At 47.6% G+C, this 21552-nt stretch carries 24 protein-coding genes; 13 read left to right on the plus strand and 11 right to left on the minus strand.

Translation table 11 applies throughout. The features are described 5' to 3' along the window. Nucleotides 1-15: 15 nt before the first annotated feature. The 9 genes from prfA (at nucleotide 16) to rlmM (ending at nucleotide 7249) form a co-directional block, all read left to right on the plus strand. Complete coding sequence (gene prfA / locus EZV61_RS11905; RefSeq protein ID WP_114338962.1) at nucleotides 16-1104, plus strand: peptide chain release factor 1; 1089 nt, start codon at nucleotides 16-18, stop codon at nucleotides 1102-1104. A gap of 26 nt (nucleotides 1105-1130) precedes the next feature. Beyond that, entirely contained in the window at nucleotides 1131-2000 is an 870-nt protein-coding gene (gene prmC, locus EZV61_RS11910; RefSeq protein ID WP_131415823.1) for a peptide chain release factor N(5)-glutamine methyltransferase, read from the plus strand. A 39-nt stretch (nucleotides 2001-2039) separates the two neighbouring features. Then, nucleotides 2040-2432, plus strand: coding sequence for a SirB2 family protein (locus tag EZV61_RS11915; RefSeq protein WP_240695200.1), 393 nt, complete (start codon nucleotides 2040-2042; stop codon nucleotides 2430-2432). Between the two features lie 4 nt (nucleotides 2433-2436). After that, nucleotides 2437-3273: a SirB1 family protein gene (locus EZV61_RS11920; protein WP_165419373.1), complete on the plus strand. Its 837-nt coding sequence runs from the start codon at nucleotides 2437-2439 to the stop codon at nucleotides 3271-3273. An 84-nt stretch (nucleotides 3274-3357) separates the two neighbouring features. Next, a complete protein-coding gene (gene kdsA / locus EZV61_RS11925) occupies nucleotides 3358-4212 on the plus strand; it encodes a 3-deoxy-8-phosphooctulonate synthase (RefSeq protein ID WP_114338966.1) in 855 nt (284 codons plus the stop codon). Next, nucleotides 4212-5150, plus strand: a complete 939-nt coding sequence (locus EZV61_RS11930; RefSeq protein ID WP_130567296.1) for a transcriptional regulator GcvA — start codon at nucleotides 4212-4214, stop codon at nucleotides 5148-5150. Before kdsA ends, EZV61_RS11930 begins: the two co-directional genes overlap by 1 nt. After that, complete coding sequence (locus EZV61_RS11935) at nucleotides 5143-5799, plus strand: alpha/beta family hydrolase (protein WP_131415827.1); 657 nt, start codon at nucleotides 5143-5145, stop codon at nucleotides 5797-5799. Before EZV61_RS11930 ends, EZV61_RS11935 begins: the two co-directional genes overlap by 8 nt. An 8-nt stretch (nucleotides 5800-5807) precedes the next feature. Then, nucleotides 5808-6176: a DUF423 domain-containing protein gene (locus EZV61_RS11940; RefSeq protein WP_114338969.1), complete on the plus strand. Its 369-nt coding sequence runs from the start codon at nucleotides 5808-5810 to the stop codon at nucleotides 6174-6176. Continuing rightward, the gene (gene rlmM / locus EZV61_RS11945; RefSeq protein ID WP_114338970.1) at nucleotides 6173-7249 is read left to right on the plus strand and encodes a 23S rRNA (cytidine(2498)-2'-O)-methyltransferase RlmM; all 1077 of its coding nucleotides are present in this window, start codon (nucleotides 6173-6175) and stop codon (nucleotides 7247-7249) included. The genes EZV61_RS11940 and rlmM overlap by 4 nt, the downstream gene beginning before the upstream one ends. On the opposite strand, the gene EZV61_RS11950 is transcribed toward rlmM, so the two are convergent. The 8 genes from EZV61_RS11950 to queF form a co-directional block, all read right to left on the minus strand. Continuing rightward, nucleotides 7209-8003 (minus strand): hypothetical protein, encoded by a 795-nt coding sequence (locus EZV61_RS11950; RefSeq protein ID WP_131415829.1) that lies wholly within the window; start codon nucleotides 8001-8003, stop codon nucleotides 7209-7211. The two genes, rlmM and EZV61_RS11950, sit on opposite strands and share 41 nt — an antisense overlap. Before the next feature lie 76 nt (nucleotides 8004-8079). Continuing rightward, nucleotides 8080-9828, minus strand: coding sequence for an HD domain-containing phosphohydrolase (locus EZV61_RS11955; protein WP_131415831.1), 1749 nt, complete (start codon nucleotides 9826-9828; stop codon nucleotides 8080-8082). A 35-nt stretch (nucleotides 9829-9863) separates the two neighbouring features. Then, entirely contained in the window at nucleotides 9864-10568 is a 705-nt protein-coding gene (locus tag EZV61_RS11960) for an SDR family oxidoreductase (RefSeq protein ID WP_114338973.1), read from the minus strand. Further along, nucleotides 10561-11382: a flap endonuclease Xni gene (xni, locus tag EZV61_RS11965; protein WP_114338974.1), complete on the minus strand. Its 822-nt coding sequence runs from the start codon at nucleotides 11380-11382 to the stop codon at nucleotides 10561-10563. The genes EZV61_RS11960 and xni overlap by 8 nt, the downstream gene beginning before the upstream one ends. Next, complete coding sequence (gene ppnN, locus EZV61_RS11970) at nucleotides 11354-12709, minus strand: nucleotide 5'-monophosphate nucleosidase PpnN (protein WP_131415833.1); 1356 nt, start codon at nucleotides 12707-12709, stop codon at nucleotides 11354-11356. Before ppnN ends, xni begins: the two co-directional genes overlap by 29 nt. A 64-nt stretch (nucleotides 12710-12773) precedes the next feature. Beyond that, on the minus strand, nucleotides 12774-14333 hold the full coding sequence (locus EZV61_RS11975) for a GGDEF domain-containing protein (RefSeq protein WP_131415835.1): 1560 nt from the start codon (nucleotides 14331-14333) through the stop codon (nucleotides 12774-12776). Nucleotides 14334-14428: 95 nt separating this feature from the next. Next, the gene (locus EZV61_RS11980; protein ID WP_131415837.1) at nucleotides 14429-16645 is read right to left on the minus strand and encodes a tetratricopeptide repeat protein; all 2217 of its coding nucleotides are present in this window, start codon (nucleotides 16643-16645) and stop codon (nucleotides 14429-14431) included. A gap of 32 nt (nucleotides 16646-16677) precedes the next feature. After that, nucleotides 16678-17523 (minus strand): NADPH-dependent 7-cyano-7-deazaguanine reductase QueF, encoded by an 846-nt coding sequence (gene queF, locus EZV61_RS11985; protein ID WP_131415839.1) that lies wholly within the window; start codon nucleotides 17521-17523, stop codon nucleotides 16678-16680. 58 nt (nucleotides 17524-17581) lie between these two features. Between queF and syd the strand changes: the two genes are divergently transcribed. Next, entirely contained in the window at nucleotides 17582-18127 is a 546-nt protein-coding gene (gene syd, locus EZV61_RS11990; RefSeq protein ID WP_131415841.1) for a SecY-interacting protein, read from the plus strand. On the opposite strand, the gene EZV61_RS11995 is transcribed toward syd, so the two are convergent. Next, nucleotides 18116-18439 (minus strand): hypothetical protein, encoded by a 324-nt coding sequence (locus EZV61_RS11995; RefSeq protein ID WP_131415843.1) that lies wholly within the window; start codon nucleotides 18437-18439, stop codon nucleotides 18116-18118. The two genes, syd and EZV61_RS11995, sit on opposite strands and share 12 nt — an antisense overlap. Nucleotides 18440-18527: 88 nt before the next feature. Then, nucleotides 18528-18770 carry a DUF2789 domain-containing protein gene (locus EZV61_RS12000; RefSeq protein ID WP_131415845.1) on the minus strand — a complete coding sequence of 81 codons (243 nt, stop codon included), beginning with the start codon at nucleotides 18768-18770 and terminating at the stop codon, nucleotides 18528-18530. Nucleotides 18771-18900: 130 nt separating this feature from the next. On the opposite strand from EZV61_RS12000, the gene EZV61_RS12005 reads away from it, so the two are divergent. Continuing rightward, nucleotides 18901-19218 carry an Mpo1-like protein gene (locus EZV61_RS12005; RefSeq protein ID WP_130567308.1) on the plus strand — a complete coding sequence of 106 codons (318 nt, stop codon included), beginning with the start codon at nucleotides 18901-18903 and terminating at the stop codon, nucleotides 19216-19218. A gap of 20 nt (nucleotides 19219-19238) precedes the next feature. Here the strand turns inward: EZV61_RS12005 and EZV61_RS12010 are convergent, their stop codons facing one another. Beyond that, a complete protein-coding gene (locus tag EZV61_RS12010) occupies nucleotides 19239-20255 on the minus strand; it encodes a DUF3549 family protein (protein WP_131415847.1) in 1017 nt (338 codons plus the stop codon). 98 nt (nucleotides 20256-20353) lie between these two features. Between EZV61_RS12010 and EZV61_RS12015 the strand changes: the two genes are divergently transcribed. Next, nucleotides 20354-20683 carry a YqcC family protein gene (locus tag EZV61_RS12015; RefSeq protein WP_131415849.1) on the plus strand — a complete coding sequence of 110 codons (330 nt, stop codon included), beginning with the start codon at nucleotides 20354-20356 and terminating at the stop codon, nucleotides 20681-20683. 2 nt (nucleotides 20684-20685) lie between these two features. Continuing rightward, nucleotides 20686-21414 (plus strand): tRNA pseudouridine(65) synthase TruC, encoded by a 729-nt coding sequence (gene truC, locus EZV61_RS12020; RefSeq protein ID WP_205695377.1) that lies wholly within the window; start codon nucleotides 20686-20688, stop codon nucleotides 21412-21414. Nucleotides 21415-21552: the final 138 nt, after the last annotated feature.

Here is a 21552-nt window from a genome sequence, read left to right on the forward strand (position 1 = left end):
TTATTCCGAGGAAAGATGAAACCATCTATCTACGCAAAATTAGAAGCGCTGAATGAGCGCTATGAAGAAGTTCAGGCGCTATTGGGTGATCCTGGCACCATTGCTGATCAAGACCGCTTTCGCGCGTTGTCGAAAGAATACTCTCAGCTTGAAGAAGTGATCCAAGGATTTCATCGTTACCAGCAGGCGGAGCAAGATCTGGAAGCGGCTGAAGAGATGCTTAAAGATGATGATCCCGAAATGCGCGAGATGGCGCAGGACGAGTTTAAAGAAGCAAAGTCTGCGGTAGAGCAGCTCTCTGATGAGTTGCAGATCTTGCTGATCCCTCGCGATCCGAAAGATGACAATAACGCCTACCTTGAGATCAGGGCTGGGGCCGGTGGTGATGAAGCCGCGATATTTGCCGGTGATTTGTATCGTATGTATGGTCGCTATGCCGAGCAGCTGGGTTGGAAGATGGAGCTGGTCAGTGCCAATGAGGGCGAACATGGCGGCTATAAAGAGGTCATTGCCCGCGTTGTCGGCAGTGGTGTCTATGGTCGGATGAAATTTGAATCTGGCGGACACCGTGTGCAACGGGTACCTGAAACTGAGTCGCAAGGACGGATCCATACATCAGCTTGTACTGTGGCGGTGATGCCTGAAGTTCCAGAAGCGGAAGCGATTGAGATCAACTCTGGCGATCTGCGCGTCGATACCTTCCGTGCCAGTGGCGCTGGTGGACAGCACGTTAACAAAACTGACTCGGCAATTCGTATTACTCATATCCCGACGGGTGTTGTGGTTGAGTGCCAGGATGAACGTTCACAGCACAAAAACCGAGCTAAGGCGATGAGCGTGTTGCAGGCTCGACTGCAGGCTGCTGAAGATGAAAAACGTCAGGCTGAAGAAGATACGATGCGTCGCAGCTTAGTAGCAAGTGGCGATCGTTCTGAGCGGATCCGTACCTATAACTTCCCCCAAGGCCGGGTTAGCGATCATCGGATTAATCTGACTTTATATCGCTTGGCAGAAGTGATGGAAGGTGAATTAGACGCAGTGTTGCAGCCCATTATCCAAGAGCATCAGGCGGATCTACTCGCTGCGTTGGCGCAAGACAACTAAGACCGTAGGTCGGGATAGCTCGCGATATGCACTCCATAGCCGCCTTACTGCGCTGGGCGAAATCAGCTTTGGCTGACTGTTCTGATTCGGCCGCTTTGGATGCCGATGTGTTGCTCTGTTTTTTGTTGGATAAGCCTCGTAGCTATCTTTTGACTTGGCCGGAAAGGGAGCTGGATGAAGAGACTGAACAGGCTTTTCGTCAGCTCGTGGCGCAGCGGATCGCAGGTCATCCTGTGGCTCATTTAACGGGAGTGAGAGAGTTTTGGAGCCTACCGTTGGCGGTGAGCCCTGATACGCTTATTCCCCGTCCAGATACCGAAGTTTTGGTGGAGGTCGCATTAGATTTACCTCTGCCTGCGTCTGCGCGAGTGGTTGATTTGGGTACTGGTACCGGAGCGATTGCCCTCGCGTTGGCGAGTGAGCGGCCAGCCTGGCAGATTTATGGCGTAGATCGCATGGCGGGTGCTATCACGTTGGCAAAAAGCAATGCTCAGCGCCTTGGATTAGAGCAATGCCAGTGGCAACAAAGTGATTGGCTCGCTTGCTTCAGTCGTTCATCATTGTTCGATTTGATAGTGAGTAATCCTCCCTATATTGATGCTAATGATCCCCATCTGCGTGAGGGGGATGTGCGTTTTGAGCCATTGTCTGCCTTGGTGGCAGAGGAGTCTGGCTTAGCTGATATTCGCACGATTTGTGAACAGGCTAAAATCCACTTAACTTCACCGGGTTGGTTGCTGATAGAGCATGGTTGGCAGCAAGGCGCGCAAGTCGCAGCGTTGTTTGAAAGTGCCGGTTTCGTGGATGTGAAAGTGATAAATGATTATGCCGGGAACCCTAGGTGTACCTTGGGTTGTTGGCAAAGAGATAGCGAACAGATTCACGAAACAGAGTGAATGATGGGATGAAAGCAATACAGCAGATGATGGAGAAAAATGATGTTGGCTGAGAACTATATGATGTTGAAACACCTGCATATGACGTTTGCAGTGCTGAGTATTTTTCTTTTTGTGTTTCGCTTTTTTCTACAGCAATTTGCAGTAGGAATGGCGTCAGCTAAGTGGTTGAAAATTATACCTCATGTCAACGATACATGCTTGTTGCTGACTGCGGCACTGCTGGCAATCGCTTTGCAGCAGTACCCACTAAGTGACGCTTGGCTGACTGAGAAGGTGTTGCTGTTAGTGGTTTATATCGTCTTGGGCCTGTTTGCCTTGAAACTCGGTAAAACTGCCACCATAAAGCGGATATCCTTTGTTCTCGCTGTGGCGATATTTGGTTTTATTCTCTACTTGGCTCGTAGCAAAGCACCGATGTTGCTGGGATAAGCCTGTGGAGCTTAGTAAAAATTTAGATAGAGAAAACTTAAAGTTGACTGTGCAGTTTGATATTAAAGCCGTGACCGCGAGGTCGTTAGAGCTATCTTCGAAATTACAGAAGCGTTTTGTTACCGCGCAAACCCTGCTGCACCTAGATAAGTGGGCATGGGATGCGGCACAACGTACAGCCTATTATGATTCGATGGATGCCAGGCTTGCAGCTTTTCATGAATATCTTTATCAAGAGCTAAAGTTTCGGCCACAAGCGGAAAATTGTTTAAGCCCAGATAATGGCCTAGTTGACAGAGTGATAGAGCAGTCTGCTGGTAGCCCTATCGTGATGTCTATGCTGTATCTTTACCTGTTGCAATACAGTGAGATCCCTTGTGCCATCGTCGAGTACCCCGGCGCAGTCTTGGTACGTATTGATGATCAGCAATTGGGATATCGTTATATCGATGCTACGGACGGTCGTGAGTTGCGTTTTGCTGAAATGGAAGCTCGATTGCGCGGTATTCGCGGTGATCTGGCTCGTTTGTCAGACGATATGCTGCAGCCGATTGATGAGGATCAGGCATTGAGTCGTTTGCTATTGGGTTTAAAGGCGGCGTTGATCCGTGAGGAAAGGTTCGCGGAGGCTTTGATTTGCTGTGAGCAACTGCTGACTTTGAATCAGGATGACCCATTTGAGGTGCGAGACCGAGGGTTTTTATTACAGCAGTTGCAATGCTTTCCGTTGGCTTTAAAGGACTTTGAATTCTTTTTGCAAAAATGTCCCGATGATCCCTCGGCGCCGCTGCTAAAAACCCAAATGCGTCAAATGGCTAGCGAACAGGTTGTGTTCCACTAATCTTAGGTCAGGTGCTGTCGCAACCGACAATGACGGTACTCATTTTTATAACTTATTCAGCAACCCCAATTAAGAGAGATTGTTATGGCACAGCAGGTTGTGAAGATTGGCGATATTCAAGTAGCAAACCAGGCTCCTTTTGTACTGTTTGGCGGTATGAATGTTTTGGAATCGCGAGACATGGCGATGGCGGTTGCTGAGCATTATGTGACCGTAACCGAGAAGCTGGGGATCCCTTATGTTTTTAAAGCCAGTTTTGACAAAGCTAATCGCTCTTCTGTGTTCTCTTATCGTGGACCAGGGATGGATGAAGGGCTAAAAATATTTGAAGAGCTTAAAAGCACTTTCGATATACCAATTATCACGGATATCCATACCTGCGAGCAGGCTGCGCCGGTCGCTGAGGTGGTGGACGTTATCCAATTACCGGCATTTTTGGCACGGCAAACTGATCTGGTTGAAGCGATGGCGAAAACCAATGCGGTTATCAATGTCAAAAAGCCGCAGTTTCTCAGCCCCGGGCAGATGAAGAATATTGTCGATAAATTTGCCGAGTGTGGGAATGAGCAGATCATTCTTTGTGAACGCGGTAGCTGCATGGGCTACGACAACCTCGTCGTTGATATGTTGGGTTTCGGCGTGATGCGAGATGCCTGTGACAATGCACCGATGATTTTTGATGTTACCCATGCCTTGCAGTGTCGAGATCCGCTAGGTGCTGCATCTGGTGGTCGTCGCCATCAGGTGACAGAGTTAGCACGTTCCGGTATGGCCGTTGGCTTGGCAGGGCTGTTTTTGGAATCTCACCCTGATCCTGAAAGCGCTCGTTGCGATGGCCCTAGTGCACTGCCACTAAACAAGCTGGAAGCCTTTTTGTCTCACGTTAAAGCGGTTGATGATGTGGTGAAATCGCTGCCGGATGTTGATACCAATTCCTGATGAGTAACAAGCTCCCGCCGCTTAATGCGGTTAAGACTTTTGAAGCGGCTGCCCGCCATTTAAGCTTCACTCGAGCGGCGGAAGAGTTGTTTGTAACGCAGGCGGCGGTCAGCCACCAGATAAAAGCACTGGAATCCTTTCTCGGTGTGCGCCTCTTTCGGCGCGCCCATCGTACTTTGCTGCTGACGGAAGAGGGACAAAGTTACTTTCAGACAGTCAGCCCTCTGTTGCGCGCTTTGTCAGAAGCGACGGATAGAATGATGGCGATGCGGGCCAGTGGTGCGTTAACTGTCAGTCTTACGCCGAGTTTTGCTATTAGTTGGTTGGTTCCCCGGCTAAGTGAGTTTAGTGCCAAGTACCCTGAAATTGATGTACGGATTAAAGCCGTGGATAAAGAGTCTGGCCCATTGGATGATGACGTGGATGTTGCATTCTTCTACGGACGTGGTCGCTGGCCGGGTTTGGAGTCGTGTAAGCTGCACTCAGAGTATCGGATCCCTGTTTGTGCGCCGCAGTTATTGCAGGGTACTCATCCGCTGAAAACGCCTAATGATCTGCAATACTACTCACTACTTCATGACGGTAGCCGTCAAGACTGGAAGCGTTGGCTGCGACAAGCATCGGCTAAACACGTCAATGCTAATGTCGGCCCGATATTTAGCCATTCAACTATGGCGTTACAAGCCGCTATTTTGGGGCAGGGAGTGGCGCTAGGGCATACCACGCTTGCTAGGCCAGACATCGAGAGTGGCCGCCTGGTTGTGCCGTTTAAAACCGCCATGTTGAGTCGTGATTCCTATTTCCTGGTCTTTCCAGACGAGGATGTTGATAACCCGAAGGTGGTTGCGTTTAAGGCGTGGGTGATGGAACGGGTGATGAAAGAGCAAAATTATTTAGTCGGGATCCAACCTGAGCCGATGGATGGCTCATATGAGTGAGCCGCTTCCGATCCAACTTATTAGTCAAGCTGATAAACCTATTGCCCGTATGATCATGGCCCATGGGGCGGGTGCGGGTATGAATTCGGAATTTATGGCGCAAATGGCTTCGCTTGTTACTGCGCAGGGGATTGAGGTTATACGTTTCAATTTTCCCTATATGGTCAAAATGATAGATGAGCAACGGCGACGTCCCCCTGATCGTATGCCGATTTTGATCGCGGCCTTTAACCAGGTTATGCAGCAATTTGATGATGAACTGCCATTGTTTCTTGCCGGCAAGTCGATGGGGAGCCGTGTGGCCGCTAATGTGGCTGCAGAGACTGAAACAGCACTTGGGGTGGTCGCTTTTGGCTACCCATTTCATCCGCCTGGTCAGCCAGATAAGTTGCGCCTGGCGGAACTGCATAGTTGCCAAGTACCGACGTTGATTTTGCAGGGGCAACGGGATCCATTTGGTAAAGAGGATGAATGGCCAGGTTTTAAGCTGCCCAATGATGTGTCGATTACCGCGGTTATTGATGGCGAGCATAGCTTTATTCCGCGTAAGCGCAGTGGAACGACTCTCGCGGAGAATATGATTTTTGCGGCATCGCAAGTGGCCAAGTTTGTAAATCAGCAAGTCACCGTTGTCGGCGATAAGAGATAAAAATAGTTATGAAAAAAATTGCCACGATAGCGGCGCTGATGATGGCGACGGGAATAGCCTTGGGTGCTTTTGGGGCTCATGGTTTAAAGCATCGTTTGTCGCCAGAGTTAATGGCGGCCTTTAATACAGGGGTGCAATATCAGATCTATCATGGCTTAGGCGTACTGGCACTCGTCGCTTTGTCTCTTTACAGCAAAGTGTCGCTGCGTAGTGAAGCCATTTGGTTAATTCTTGGGGCGACCCTGTTTAGTGGAAGCCTTTACCTGTTGGCAGTTTCAGGTATAGGTGTTATCGGTATGATCACCCCTATAGGGGGCTCTGCCTTAATCTTAGGCTGGTTATTAGCCGCCAAAAAACTTTGGCAGGAGATGTCATGAACGCGCTGTTACTTTATTGTCGGCCCGGGTTTGAAAAAGAGTGCGCCGCAGAGATCACGCAGCGCGCTATGAGTGTATCTGCAGGTTATGCGGAAGCAAAGCCAAACACTGGTTATGTCTTGTATCGATGCTTCACTGAAGGCGATGCGGAATATTTGGTTCGCCGCTTGCAGTTCTGGCGTCTGATTTTTGCCCGCCAGATGATCGCTTGTGTTGCCCATTTGCAGGATATGTCGGTTGAAGATCGTATCTCTGAAGTTGTAGCGGCCGCGTCAGAATTTCCGCTATGCGGAGAATTGATGGTGGAGCCGGTTGATACCAACGAAGGTAAAGAGCTGAGTAAGTTCTGCCGTAAGTTTTCAGTGCCACTGCGCCAGGCGTTACGTAAACATAGAAAGCTGACAGACAAGCCGAAAGCGGACAAACCTGTGTTTCATCTGTGCGTACTTGATGGAGCAGAGATGATGTTGGGTTACTCGATTCCAGGCAATAATAGTCGCTTTGAAATGGGAATACCGAGGCTACGTTTGGCTAAAGATGCTCCGAGTCGATCAGCGCTGAAGTTGGAAGAAGCTTTCATGACATTCGTCCCCCCGGAGGAGATGGAGAAGCGTGTTACATCGGGCATGAATGCTGTTGACCTTGGCGCCAGTCCCGGAGGTTGGACTTATCAACTGGTGCGCAGAGGCATGATGGTATCTGCGGTCGACAACGGCCCGATGGATGAAGGGCTGATGGAAACCGGTCAGGTGAAGCACTTCATGGCGGATGGCTTTGGCTTTGAACCAAAACGTAAAAATATCACCTGGCTGGTATGCGACATGGTAGAAAAGCCTGGCCGCATAGCTCGTTTGATGGGCCAGTGGCTAGCTAATCGTTGGTGTGAAGAAGCGATATTTAACTTAAAACTGCCAATGAAACAACGTTTCAGCGAAGCAGAACGCTGTTTAGAGCTAATGAAGCAGTTCTTACGAGATGAAGGTGTAAGATACCAAGTGACAGCGAAGCACCTCTATCATGATAGAGAAGAGATCACTGTACACTTGCGTCGGGAGCCTCGTCGAGACCGATAGATGCCCAGGCACTCGCGCCGGGTACTATGCAGTCGTATTTATACCACTGAACACAAATTTGAACGGGGTGGCGCTGCCCAGGCTTCATTTGTGCGGCGCCGCATTCAACTTCGCCTTTTCTAATGTTAACCACTTGCCCGTACTTATGTTGGCCATCAAAGACACTGTAGCTCGGGCAAGCATTATCCGGCCATGAATCCAGCTCAGAGAGTGGCTGTTGGGCGACGAACTCTTTTAATTCTTGCTCTGGTTGTTTACCCGCTTCGAAGTAAAAACCGCGACACCAACGTTGAGTATGTCTATCGAGATCGCAGTCACCTGCTTGAAGTTGCATTTCTGCTGCAACTTTCTTTGCTACCGTTGGCGTGGCTTGCAACTTGGGGCGGTAGGTTTTGGGCTTGAGCTGCTCTTCGTAATTGGGAAGTTGATAGGTGTCACCTTCAATCTGGGTATGAGCATTTGCTAGGCGAGGCACTTCTGTAACATCAAAGCTATGTTGGCTATGCATCCAGAATCCCCAAGCGAATAAGCCTAAGCCTACAGGGATAGACAACATGAACGGACGAAATGCATAAGCGGCACCGACGCTCCAGTTTCGAGCGAAACAGGAAGCTCCAGCTACGCCCCATATGATCACCGCTAAATATACTGTGGTCGGTAGCGTTGGATTAGTACGTAATACGCCGTCCACAACAAAAAGGGCGGTTGCCGCCAAAATTAACAGGCTGAAAACCCAACGAATCAATACCAGCAATCTACTTCTCCTAAAACAGTCGGTGCCCGTTTACCGACAGATCGTTGATTCTACCACTGTTCATAAAATCAGCAAGCTAATCGAGTGGTGTGTAGGGGTGATATTGTTGAATAAATGTATTAAAGGTATTTTTAAGCTGGCTATCGTTGATACCGAGTGAAGCAGCTAATTCCTTGGTTTCTTTGTTTTTTAGCGTCATTTCACCCGTTGCCATAAAGTGCTGATAAAGCTGGCTACAAAGTTTTAACAGGTGTGCGTAGCCGATCGCTTTTCTGCTGGCATTCGGGGCAACACGTTCTGCGGCAAGGAGCAGCGCGTTCAGGGCGAAAGGCGGAAGCTGCCAGCGCTTGGCGAAGGCAAGGCTTAGCGATTCCAATCGCAGGTTGTCCTGCTGTTTGAACCAAAATCCGGGACGTTGCCCGTTGTTTTGTATGTTGGCTGGGCGGGTGGCAATGAGTTCGGGAGACAGTAGAAAGCCCGCACATTGAGCGGTGGAAATGATGCGGGTCTTTTCCATATCAGCAAATTTGGTTTGCTCTGCCATGAGAGAACAAAAAGCGCTATAGCACTCAATCAGTGAACTAAGTGTTCGTTGATATGGCCCAGCGTTGGCCTCAAGGGCTTCTAGCATAGCGTTACGCTGCACTAAGGGAGATGCACGCTCGAGTCCTAGCATCATTAAAATCTGTTTCGGGTCGCTGACGTTAAGCTGACGCCGGCTTAAACGTTGGGCTTGCTGTGCTAAACGTGACAATAGGGAGGGGTATTCGGTTAATAATCTAGCTAATGCAGGTATGTCAGGCTCTTCTAATTCAAATAGGTAAGCCACTTCTGTAATTTTTTCTGGGCTGAGTGTTTCTTGCCGGGCTATTTGTAGGCCGTCAAGTAAAGTGATGGATTGTGCTTGCATCTGCTGCCAGCCACGGATCAGTCGAGCGAGAAAGTGGCGTCCCTTGTCGATCTGGGTGGGGTAGCGCTTTATTATGCCGCTGATATTGCACTGCTGAATATCCAGATCTTTAGTGACCACAGAGGTGATAATAGCTTCGCGCCTGTTTTGCCGGCCAATCACTATGGCATGTTGTTCATCTTCGGTCTTAATGACAGCCCCTGGCTGAATAGGTGCGAAGATCTGTGCGGTTTTATTAATTAGCTGTCGATCAAAGGCGTGCCGTCTGCGGCCTAAGGCGTAGCGGATGATTTGTCTGGGACGTAAGCCTGTGCGGTTGGCTCGGGGACAAATCTGTTCAGAAAAAAAACTGCACCAACTCAGTAGCCTGACCGCAGGTGTCAGCTGATAGCCAGCGAGAGTTGGGTAGCCAGAGCCGTCCATTTTGGCTGCATGCCCAGCGACAGCTTCCAGCCAAAGTTCGGAGGTGACTCCTGCGGCACTCAACCACTGCTTGGCACGATCACCACGGTTATGCCATTGCAGTGTTTCTTGCTCGTTAAAACGGGTGCCATCAAAGCGATTATTGTTTAACTGCAAGTCAGCAATATCTTTGCTGATGGCCGCAGCGATCAATGGTACGACGTGGTGGCTGCTCCAATGGCTTTGATAACCAAGTGCACAGGTCAAGATGGCACAATTGAGCGCTTCGTTAACTGCCAGACTGAATTTGTCATTGTGCAGCGATAGGTGGGCAATGACCACTGGTGCATCAAGAGGATAAGACTGATAGATGATTTTTGCTAATTTGTGTACGCCAACGACAAATTGACTCGATGGCCCGTCGGTGCTCAAGTGAAATAGCTTATCCACCGCCAGATAAAGAGTATCAGGGTGTTTAATATGTAATGACTTGTCTACTGCTTTAGTTTTCATGACGTAACAGCTGTCGCTAAAAGGTTATAGGTGATTCACCATGGGATCACTGTACCATCGTAGTTCAACATGCGTCCTATTTGATTTTCATCGATATTTTCGATCACTCTTACCATGCTGTCGACTGACTTTGTGGTTGATATTAAGGCATTCGCACCACCCATCTCGGTTTGTACCCAGCCAGGATGAAGCGCGACAATTTTTATCTCATGGTTGTATAGATCCAGAGCAAGGCTTTTGACTACGGCATTCAGGGCTGCTTTGGAACTGCGATAGATATAACTTCCACCAGAGCTATTGTCTGCCATGCTCCCCATTTTGCTACTAATACAGACCATGATCTTTTGCTGGCTTTGCGCTACCTGTTGTTGAAACGCCTGACAAACCAAGAGTGGTGCGATGGCATTGGTGGTAAATACTTTTTGCCAGTCGTTTTGACTAATCTCGCCGAGAACAGAGCCTTTTGGTCCGTAAACACCTGCGTTATTGATCAGGATGTCGATGCGGGCAGTGCTCAGTTTATTTGCTAACTGTTCAATGCTTTCCGGAGCGTCAACATCTAGGGTATGCATTTGCAGCTGGTCTTTATGAATGCGCTTCAACGAATGCAACTGATGTGCTTCGCCAGGATGACGGCAGCAGGCGATGACTTGATCTCCTTGTTGCAGATACTTTTCGACAAAGGCTAGGCCGATACCTCGGTTTGCCCCTGTGATCATGATGGTTGATGAGTTAGTCATGACTTGCTCTCTGATAGCGAATATCGCTCATGGAAAACCCCAGTGGGATCTCCGTCCTGTACGTCAGTATTTTAAAGTTAGTGTGTAGCTTTTCCTGTTGCTCATGCAGCTTTAATGAAATTTTTTCCGGTATATCGTCAGCCCGTAGCAATGCGTCGATGGTGGTATAACGATTGAGTAAAGAGCTGGCCGTCTTCGCACCAACACCTTTGATACCTTTGATGTCATGACTATTGCTTCCGACCAGCGCATTGAACAAAGGTAGCTGATGGGGATGAAGCTGGTAGCGTTGTTGATAGAAATTGATGTCCAGAAATTGTCGGGCGAAACAATCCCATTGGTGTACCTGTGGCGACAGAAGTTGTCCGAATCCGTGGTCAGTGGAGATGATGATAACATCGGCGTGGTGACACGACTTGCTGCTTAGTGTCGCGATTAGGTCATCCGCTTCATCTGACTCTGACAGTAGCGAGTCGACTCCCATCTGCCAAAACGCTTCTTGTATCTGTTCTAAGCCTAGCTTCAGTGCGCTGGGCATTCCCTTGCGACTAATTTTATAATTCGCCAATAAGTCTCGGCGCCAATTGGGTTGATCACCATCGAACACACACAGGGCGTGGGTCGGTCTGTGTTGTTTAACGACACGATTCAGGGTCTGTGTGCAGCGTGATAGCGTTTGTTCTAGGGCATTGTGTTCAGAATGACGAGAGCAGGCAGCATAGATACGGCGCACCATATTCATGCCATCAAGCAATATAATGCGTCCTCGTTGGCCGGCTTTTTTATTAAGCGCGGACGGTGTAACAGGGGACATAGTCGCTTCCGGGCAATTTCATGCGTTGCTGTTCGACAAACGCTCTGAGTAGTTTATCTAACATCTTCATTAGCGTCGGATCACCATTGATCTCAAATGGTCCGTGTTTTTCAATCGCTTTCATTCCCTCTGCTTTTACATTGCCGGCAACAATAGCAGAGAAGGCACGTCTTAGATCGGCGGCAAGTGCAGCTTTATTTTGATCTTTGTGCAGGTTGAGCGCAGCGATATTGTCATGGGTAGGCTCGAACGGTAGTTGAAATTCGGGTTCGATTTTTAACGACCAGTTAAAATGATAGGCATCACCAATAGTCTTTCGATACGCGCGTACATCAGGCATTGATTCTTTTAACACGCGAGCGGCTAGCGATGGATCGCCTATCACTATGCGATATTTATTTTGCGCTTCAGGACCTAATGTGGCGCCAACAAATTGATCTATTTGATGGAAGTACTCTGCAGACTCTACAGGCCCTGTGAGAACGATAGGGAAAGGTTGCTTGGCATTTTCTTCATTGAGTAATATCCCGAGCAAATACAAAAGCTCTTCGGCCGTACCTACGCCGCCGGGGAAGATGATAATACCGTGAGCAACGCGAACGAAGGCTTCTAAACGTTTTTCTATATCTGGCAATATCACCAGTTCATTAACGATAGAGTTGGGTGGTTCGGCGGCAATAATGCTGGGCTCTGTTAGTCCAAGATAGCGACCATTTCTGACTCGTTGCTTGGCGTGGCTAATGGCGGCGCCGCGCATCGGGCCTTCCATTGCTCCTGGACCACAACCTGTGCAGACATTGAGTTGTCGGAGTCCGAGGGCATGACCTACTTCGAGGGTATATTGATGTTCGATATCGGAGATAGAGTGGCCACCCCAACACACCACCATATTGGGATCTGATTGCGAATGCAGTGCTCCAGCATTACGCAGAATATCAAAGACAACATGAGTTAGGTGTTGAGAGTTGGTCAGATTGATATAGGCATTGTTTTGGTACCTGTCACTGACATAAACGATGTCTCTGAGAACAGAAAATAGATGCTCTTGTATGCCCCGAATAATCTCGCCATCAACAATCGCTTCTTCCGGGGGGTTGATTAATTCGATTTTAACCCCGCGCTCTCGGCGTAATACATTGATATCGAAACTTTTATAACGCTCAAGGGTTTCTTTGCTGCTATCGGTTTTGCTGCCAGAGTTCAAAACCGCCAATGAGCAGTTCCGATACAGGCGATAGAGTTGACTGGTGGAACTGGCTTTTAATCGTTCGACTTCTAATGGGGACAACAACTCCATGCTGCCGGAGGGACTTATTTGGGTGATCATAGGGCACCTCTCATAGGAGAAAGCCCCCAGCTATTGGGGGCATGATGATTTGGGAGACGGATAGCTATTTGATAACGAGTTGATTCCGGCCACTTTCTTTCGCTGCGTACAGCGCTTGATCGGCGCGTTCGAATACGGTTTCGGTGTTTTCACCTTTATTAAAGGTTGCCAGGCCGATAGACACGGTTACCGTGACATTTTGTCCCTTAAATTTAAAGGGCAGTTTTGATACCGCAATACGTAGTTTATTCATCGGTTGTGTGGCTGATTCAGCAGTTTGCTCCGGTAGGATCAACACAAACTCTTCACCGCCGAAGCGACAGATAAAGTCGGTTTTTCTAACTGTTTTACCGAGTAGCTTAGCGATTACCTGAAGGGTCTTATCACCGGCGATATGGCCGTAGGTATCGTTAATGTTTTTGAAGTGGTCGAGATCTAACACGGCAATAGAGAGATCTCCGCCGTAGCGCTTCCAGCGTTGATATTCGATCTCTAATCGTTCATTGAAGGCTGCTCGGTTAGGCAGTTGAGTGAGACTGTCCAGGTAAAGCTGTTGCCGCTGTTCGTTCAACCTACTGCGATACGATTTAGCGTCCTCTTCTAGGGTATCAATACGATTTTGCATCGCCATCAGCAACTCGTTGAGACTTTGCTCCTGCTCGGCTAAACGTTCTCTTTTCTCTAATGCACTGGCGATCTCTTGCAGATGCAATCGGACTTTCTCTTTCAATAAATCGAGATCATTGGCCGCATCTACTTCTGCCCCCAGCTTCTCTATCTGGGTCTTTAATGCACTGTTAACCTCACGGCTTTGTTCGGTCAGCAGTTGAGAATTTTGCAGGGTTTGGGTGACGGCACCATAAACAGTGCTAAGTGCTTCATTGAGGTGGTTTAAAAACGCTTCTGATGACTTTCTTTCTTGTTGGACACTTTCCACCAAGAGTTTTATTAGTTCAATACAGTAACTAAGTAACTCATCAATATCGTTGGCCAGGCCGACTTTTTGTTTCAGTTGTTTGAGCCGAGTATTGGCTTCGTTATCAAACTCTACTTCGGTCATCAGTGCTAGCAATTCGTCACTGAATTCCCGCTTTAACTCTTTAACTTGTTGCGGTGCAGCTGTGTCGCCACTGCCTGCGGCATCGTATGCGTGATTATAGAGTTCAACGAGCTTTTGCAGATGGGGTAAAAAATCGTAAACAGACTGTTCGACTTTACCGCTTGAATCTATTAATGAGCGCAGATCTCGGCGCAATTGAGGTGGTAACCCTCGCCACTGCTGAAGATTTTTGCCTGATGTTTGGAACTGGTCTCTGGTGTAGCTGAGCTGCTTTTCAACATGGCTGGTGTGACTATTGAGCAACTGATCGATGCTCAACAACAATTTGTTGGCTTTCTCAATACTAAGGTTTTCTGTTAAATGACCTCGGAGTAATGCCAACTTGTTGTCGAGCTCAATGTTTTGCCCTTTACATGCGAGGGATAACTTATTTATCAGCTTATAAAGTGCCGCCGCTTCCTGTTTGTAGCGGACCTCGAGTTGCTGGTAAGCCTGCTGAGATTGCTGCAACTTTTGGCTGACCAATGCAATATTTGCACTTGCTGGTGCGGATTCCGTCATCATTATCTTCCTGAACTTACCACTGGCATCCACCTACTCTTGGAATTCAACTATAAACATAGCGTCTTTTACAACTATTTGATGATTGAATTCAGATATCAGTCATTAGGCCATTCAATCAATTGTTTATCGTGTGACGCTTGTACCTTTACTAAGCCTTTTCTTAAGCCTAACAAGCATCCTGTTCTTGCGTCATTATTGAACAGGGTGCCGGGCGTTGCATCGATCGCATGGAGTGTTACCCAGGCTGACTCGCCATTGATCACTCGCAGTTGATTAGCGCCATTTAAAGCCAAAACCAGTAGCTCGGGAAGGTTATTGCTGTCTATGGCTCGGCTTGCTTTTGATAAAAATGGCATACTAATAACACCAATAGAGTACAGTCGGGCGCGCTCAGACAGTGCCAATGCCTCAAATATGTCGTCGAGAATGGCTTGCACCTTCTTTACGGCTTGCGCTGATGTCAGGTAATTCGTTCCCGTTAAGCAAGCGCATAGGACATACTCTCTTGGGTGAAAAAATTTCAGCTCAGAGGTTATATTGGCTTGAATTAATTCGCCAAACTTTGCATCAAACAGCCGCCCTGCTTTAAACCCTTTTTGAACATAAACCTGCTTTAGTACAGGTAGCTCAATCAACAAGTAAAAGCTTTTGTGGTCTTTGCCTTGAGCATCACTTTCACTATAGAAAATTTCATGTTGCTTTTGTGCATCAGTGATTTTCTGTTTGAGGAAGTCATGCAAATGTTGTGTCCCCAGAAGTCCTGTCGTGGGGTGGAGGAATTGCTGTTTTTTTAATTCAACCGTCTGTCGTTTATTGCTTAGATAAAGGCGCAGAATGAGTATCAACAGCAGTACGCATATGGCTGTTATGGCCAATGAAATTATCAACCAGCTACTCTGTTGCTCATGTTCTATAGATGTATCTTCAAGCTGATTTCTTAAGCTTTGGAGAGTACGTTGTAATTGCTGCTGTTGATAGCGCTCGTCTGATACTTGAGCGGGGGGTAACAGCGCCTTATCAGGCCGCTGGTAATCACTCGCCTTACGTTGATGGTGGTAGGCGTCTGCAAACAATTCTTTGTCAGCGTAAAGCGTGGCCAATAGCAAGTGCGCTTCTGCCGGGGTAAACAGGTACTCACTTTCCGAAGAGAGTTTAAGTGATTGATGAGCGTGTTGCAGAGCCTCACTTACACTGTTTTGCTTATGTTTGAGTTTTGCCATCAACAGGTGAGATGCGCCAAGGTAATGATCTCTGCTGGCGGTTGTTAACTCCTGGAGCGAGCGTTCAAGGTAGCGCTGCGCATTGACGTAATCGTCTTGATGGAGATAGATCTGGCCAATATTATGATATAGCAGCCCGAGTTTCGTGGCTGTTGGGTGGTTTCTTGTTAGTTCTAATGCATTTAGGTAATGCAGCAGTGCGGTGTCGTACTGTCCTTGCTGTTCGTAGATAGTGCCTAAAAAGTTTAAACTATGGGCTAAATTCGAATCATCATTAAGAGATTGATAAATCTCTGCTGATCGCTCTACATAGTCTTGTGCTCTGGAGTAGTTTGACAGCTGTTTATAAACCAACCCTAGGCGACCAAAAATATACGCGGACAAGCTATCGTCTTTTGCTTTTTCAGCGATTGAAAGCGCCGATAAAAGGTACTTTATTGCCTGCTGCGATTGTAACAGCCCCTTGTAGGATTGGGCTAAATACACCCTTGTCCATGCCTTTAACAGTGGGTCATCAGTTTTTTGCGTTAGCGCCAGCGCGGCTAACATATGCTGACTGCCGAGGCTAAATTGTGCTTGATCGTTATAGGCGCGGCCAATGGCTTCATGCAGGGCATGCTTAAGTAGGCGAGGGGATGCGCCCGAATTATTGGCGAGTAATTGCAGGGCGCGGTCGAAGCGCTTGATCGCTGTGGGTACATCGTTATCAAAATAAGCCGCGATTCGTCCTTCAATTAATAGCGCTTCGGCTTCTAGGGTGCTATTGGGGGAGCTGGCGATTTGCCGTTGAGCAAAGTGCAGATGGTGTTTTGCTTTTTCCGCTTCGCTTTTTTCTTCGACATAAGTTGCCGCAACGAGGAGATGAGCACGGGCTAACAGTTGACCATCGGCTAGTGTTTCTGCGCCGGTTAACTCGGTGAGGATCAGTTCTCTGGCTTTTTGCGGGTTCTCAATTAACAGCGAGCGAGCTTCCGTGAGCAGATCCAAAGCTGCGTCGGTACCCCACGCAGGTGTATGGAAGAGCAAGATGCAGAAAACAAAGGATAGTTTTTTCAACAAGCCACTGACGTAATTAATAAAATGTTCCTGCATAGTAAAAGTTCTGACAGCAAATCGCGACCCTATTATTGCCGTGCCATTCTAATATTCGTTGGCAGTGGTTCAAAATTACTTCTGAATGGATTGATATCTAACCCCCCTCGTCTTGTATATCTTGCATAAACAGTGAGTTTATCTAACGCGAAGCGAGATTGTAGGTCAGTAAAGATCCGTTCAACGCACTGCTCATGAAATTCATTGTGATTGCGAAATGACACTATGTATCGCAGCAGCGAGGCGTGGTTAATCTGTTGGCCTGTGTAACTGATCATGACGCTTCCCCAATCGGGTTGATTGGTGATCAGGCAATTTGATTTGAGTAGATGGCTTTGCAGTTTTTCACTAACCATTTTTTTATCGCTACCTGCTTTGAGAAGCGCTGGTTGGTAGTCATAATCAGTGATGTCGATATCTTGGTTATCAATGAGCTCGGCGTCAAAGCCGGTAATTTGTTGCTTTTCAAAGCTATCCAGCGTTGCCAACGACACATCAACTTCCGCCTCTGCGCACTTGGAAAGGTCCTGCTTTAATATCATTTGCACCGTTGCCCAATCGGAGAACGTGTGCTGGTTGAAGCTATTCAGGTACAGTTTAAACGACTTCGATTCAACCAAATTTGTGGAAGTGCAGGGTATGGCGAAGGTAGCAATGGCTACCTGAGGTAAGCCCTTTTCGTTTAACCATGATAATTCATAGCCAGTCCAGATATCACTGCCGTGGAACGGGAGGTCGTTTGTCACTCCTATCTGTTCACGATTTAGGCGTCGTGGCACGGGTTGTAACAGCTCGGGAGCGTAGTGCTGGCGATATTCGGTCTTTTCGCCCAGAGCGAGGTTAGATAGATCAGGGTGATTGTCGTAAGCGCTAGTCATAATAGAACTTGGTTGGTTAAACTGATGCCATTGTAACGCTTATTTGGAACCTCAAGAAATGATGTCTGCCACAACTGATGCTCTGGCGTCGCTTTTTCAACGTTTTCTTCAAGCAACGCAAGAAGCAACGGGTGAATTGCCAACGCTCTGTTCTGATCCTGATTTACCCTCTCCCTGTTTTGTAGATGAGGTTGAGGATAAAGAGGGCGACAAGCATTGGCAGCCTTTTAAGCGAGACGATCTGGGCGATTTTAGTAATGTGGAAGAGGCGATTGAGTGTGTGCTTGATGAGAGTGTTAAGGCATTTTATCAAAGCTATTTTTGTGATTCATTGGCGCTGAATTTCGCTGGCCATTCGTTTGATCTTATTCAGGTTTGGAATGAGCAGGACTTCAAAGGATTGCAGCAAAATATGATTGGTCACATCGTGATGAAAAAGCGGCTTGGGCAAAAGATCACGCTGTTCATTGGTTGTATCGATGATGACACCATTATTAGTGTCAACAATGAAACTGGGCAGGTGGTTGTCGAAAAAGTAGGCTGTGAGCCTCACAAAGTGCTGGCGGAGACTCTGCCTGATTTTCTTAACGCATTAACTGTCTGAAGCAGATTCATTCTGCTTTTCTATGTGAGCGCGGATCCAGGCGAGCTCGTTGCGGATTGCTTTGAGTTCCGCGAGCACCTCTGCTGAATTTGATGTTTCTGCATTACTGTTTTGAGCTGCCGTACTCGCGGCTGGTGCGGGGGCAGTATCAGCCGCTAGTATCTTTTCCGGTGCTGTTTTCGCCTGTTGTACGGCTGAGATCAGTTCATGCATGCTGGCCTGCTTACCGACTCGCCCTTTTAGTAACGCAACGGAAGGAACCTTACCCTCTTGTAAAAGCTGTTGTAACGCCCTCATTAATTGATTATCCATGTACTTCCTTTAACGCCATCAGAGAAAGCCGCTATGTTAACTTGTGATGGGAGAAATGCCGAGATGGAACGGTGATAACTCGGCTCAATTACGCTTTTACGTCGGCTCTAAGCATGCTGTCTAACTGATCGACAATCTCCGTCCAATCACTATCTTCGCTCAGTGCTTCACTGAGGAAGGTCGCTTGAGATGCGTTCCAAAATGGCGCGTCAGCTAACTTTTGTTCAGGGTTAAGTGAATGAGCGATGATGAAATCTTTGAGACTTGTAGGATCTGATGCTAATCCTAATTGAGCAAATAGATTACTCAGGTTATGCGTTGAAGTGTCCACTATGGTGGCCTCACTGTGGTGTATATCGAAAATGCTTCGATGATTTAACGTGGCAGAATAGTGCAATTATAGACTGTAGCTCAGGCGACATGGCTTAGGTTTTCGATTGGCGTTTTCGCAGGAAAATACAATGACAGAACAGAAATTTGAAAGCTTTCAGCAGTTCTATCCATACTACCTGCAAGAACACCGAGACCCGCGATGTCGTGCATTACACTATGTGGGAAGCACCTTAGTGTTGTTGACGACCATCTGGATCGTTTGGCAGGCGCAGTGGCACTATATTTGGCTGCTACCTGTCATCGGTTACGGCTTTGCCTGGTTAGGACATTTTGCTTTTGAACACAATCGGCCTGCGACATTTAAGTATCCCTTGTATAGCCTGATGGGGGATTGGGTTATGTACTTTGAGTTTCTTTGTGGCCGAATTGGGCATCGCTTTAATTAGGTTTTAGCCTTCGCTAACCATTAACGTAGTGACGCTAAAAAATTACCGATGGCTCCAGCTAATGCTGGAGAGCGATCGCTACTACGGAAGGCATTTTGTAGCTTGCCTCTCATTCCAGGGATAGCAAATAGATCAAGAAGCAATGTGTTAAACAGCGCTTGGTCTTGTCGTTTTGCTGTTTTTTCTAAGAACAGCGACAGGTTGGTATCAATTAATAGCTCCCATCCGCGACCAGCGACGAGAATGAGGAACTCAGCATTATCACCTAACTCTGAACTCAACAATTTAGGTAGCATAGGGCTTAAGATGGCCTGATGTTTTGGGTGCAACAACATACGGGTTGCGCATAGTTGTTCGGCAATATCGCTGCTCTTTTCAAGGTGTAGGTTAACAGCTTTGGCCAGTGCATCAGAGATGCCAACTTGTTCTGCCATGGCCGCTAATCCAGCTTTAACTTCTATTGGCAGCGCCTGATAGTCTGCGATGGTTGATGCTGAATCGCATTGCTGCTCCATTCTTATTATAAAGTCTGCTACGCCCTGTAATGGCAGTGACTGCCATTGCGAGTAGGGCAGTTGGCCACTGAAGTAGTCGGCGGCTTGTTCATAGTATTTAGATGCTGCTTGCTGTTTCTGTACACGTATGTGGGCGGTGATCAGAGCCAACTGTTGTTGGCTTGGTGCATAGGCGAATGGGTTGCTTTTTAACATTGACTCCCGCTGTTCGACGGCAACTGCATGGTTAAATGCCTGCTGTATCAATGCACATAGTTGGTTTAAGGCGGAAAAGTCAAGCATACCCTGTTCGTCTAAGGGCAGTTTAAGGCACCAAAACGAAGGCTCAAACGGTGCTAATGCCGTTTCTATCACCATCGCAAAAATGGCATGGCGCTGCAGTGGGAAGGGGTAAGGAACTTCCTGTAACTGGAGCTGGGTAAACAGCGTTTGATCCAACAATTCGACTCGCCGGCCCAGATTATAGACGGTCAGGTTAAGTCCCAATTGCTTACAGCATAGATCTAGTTCAGCGTTCATCATCACCCCTCTTGGCTTGGCTGCGCCATTATAGTGGTCCGTTCTATCCCCTCAACCCCCAATTTGCTGTGATAATATGCAGCCGAGATAGAGGAGTTGTTATGAAATATATGGCAATAGAGAAATACCTTGGCGATATATCCAAGTTGTTACGACAAGCGGGTCTATGGAGCGAACAGGCACCAGAAGCCGCAGCGCTTAGTTCATCGGCTCCGTTTTGTTGCGATACTTTGTCGTTTCAGCAATGGTTACAGTTTGTTTTTTTGCCGCGAATGCAAGATATCGTTAATCAGCGAGCGCCTTTACCGACAAGCTGCGATATAGCAACGATGGCTGAGCAGGTACTCGACCTATCCGTGCCAGAGGTTAGACAATTGATTGTTACATTGAAAGCGCTAGACCAGTCGTTAACCATGACAGCGGGGCATTAAGGGTGTCGAGTGAACTGAGGATTTTGCACCAAGACCCTTATATAGTTGTGATTGATAAGCCGGGCGGCATGTTAGTACATCGCTCTTTCATCGATCGTCATGAAACACGCTTCGTTATGCAGACCTTGCGAGATCAACTTGGGCAGCATGTCTACCCCGTGCATCGGTTAGATAAGCCAACGTCAGGATGTTTGATCTTTGCACTGGATCCGTCCACGGCAAGTGCTCTCTCTTTATTGTTTCAAAATGGCGAGATAGAGAAGCAATATCACGCAGTGGTTCGTGGATATGTTAACAGCGCTGATACGATTGACTATCCGCTCAAAGAGAAGCGCGATAAGCATGAAGATAGGCGTACTAGCGAAGATAAACCGCCTCAGCCTGCCGTTACTCACTATCAACCTCTGGAGCAATTGCTACTGCCTATTCCGATAGGGAATTACCCAGAGGCACGCTATTCATTGCTTAAGTTGCGACCAGAAACGGGCCGACGACATCAATTGCGACGCCACATGGCTCATATTTCACACCCTATTGTGGGCGATACCACCCATGGCGATGGTAAACATAACAAACTGTTTCGTCAGGAATTAGGCCTAAAAGGGTTGTTACTACGTGCGACCCGGATCAGTTTTGTTCATCCCGTGAACGAACAGCTGGTCGAATGTGAGGCGGGTTGGGATGGGCTTTGGCAAGGGGTAATACAGTTGCCTAATTGGACAGCTGTTTGAAAACTAATCTGTAAATTAATTACAAACAAAAGGCTGCAGATCGCAGCCTTTTGTTTTTTTTCTACACCGCGCACATATTTGTCATACATCTGAAAATACCAATTAACAAGCGGTCTGCAATCAGTTATTAACGGTAAC

The organism is Corallincola luteus, from assembly GCF_004336975.1.
GTDB classification, from domain to species: Bacteria; Pseudomonadota; Gammaproteobacteria; order Enterobacterales; family Neiellaceae; genus Corallincola; species Corallincola holothuriorum.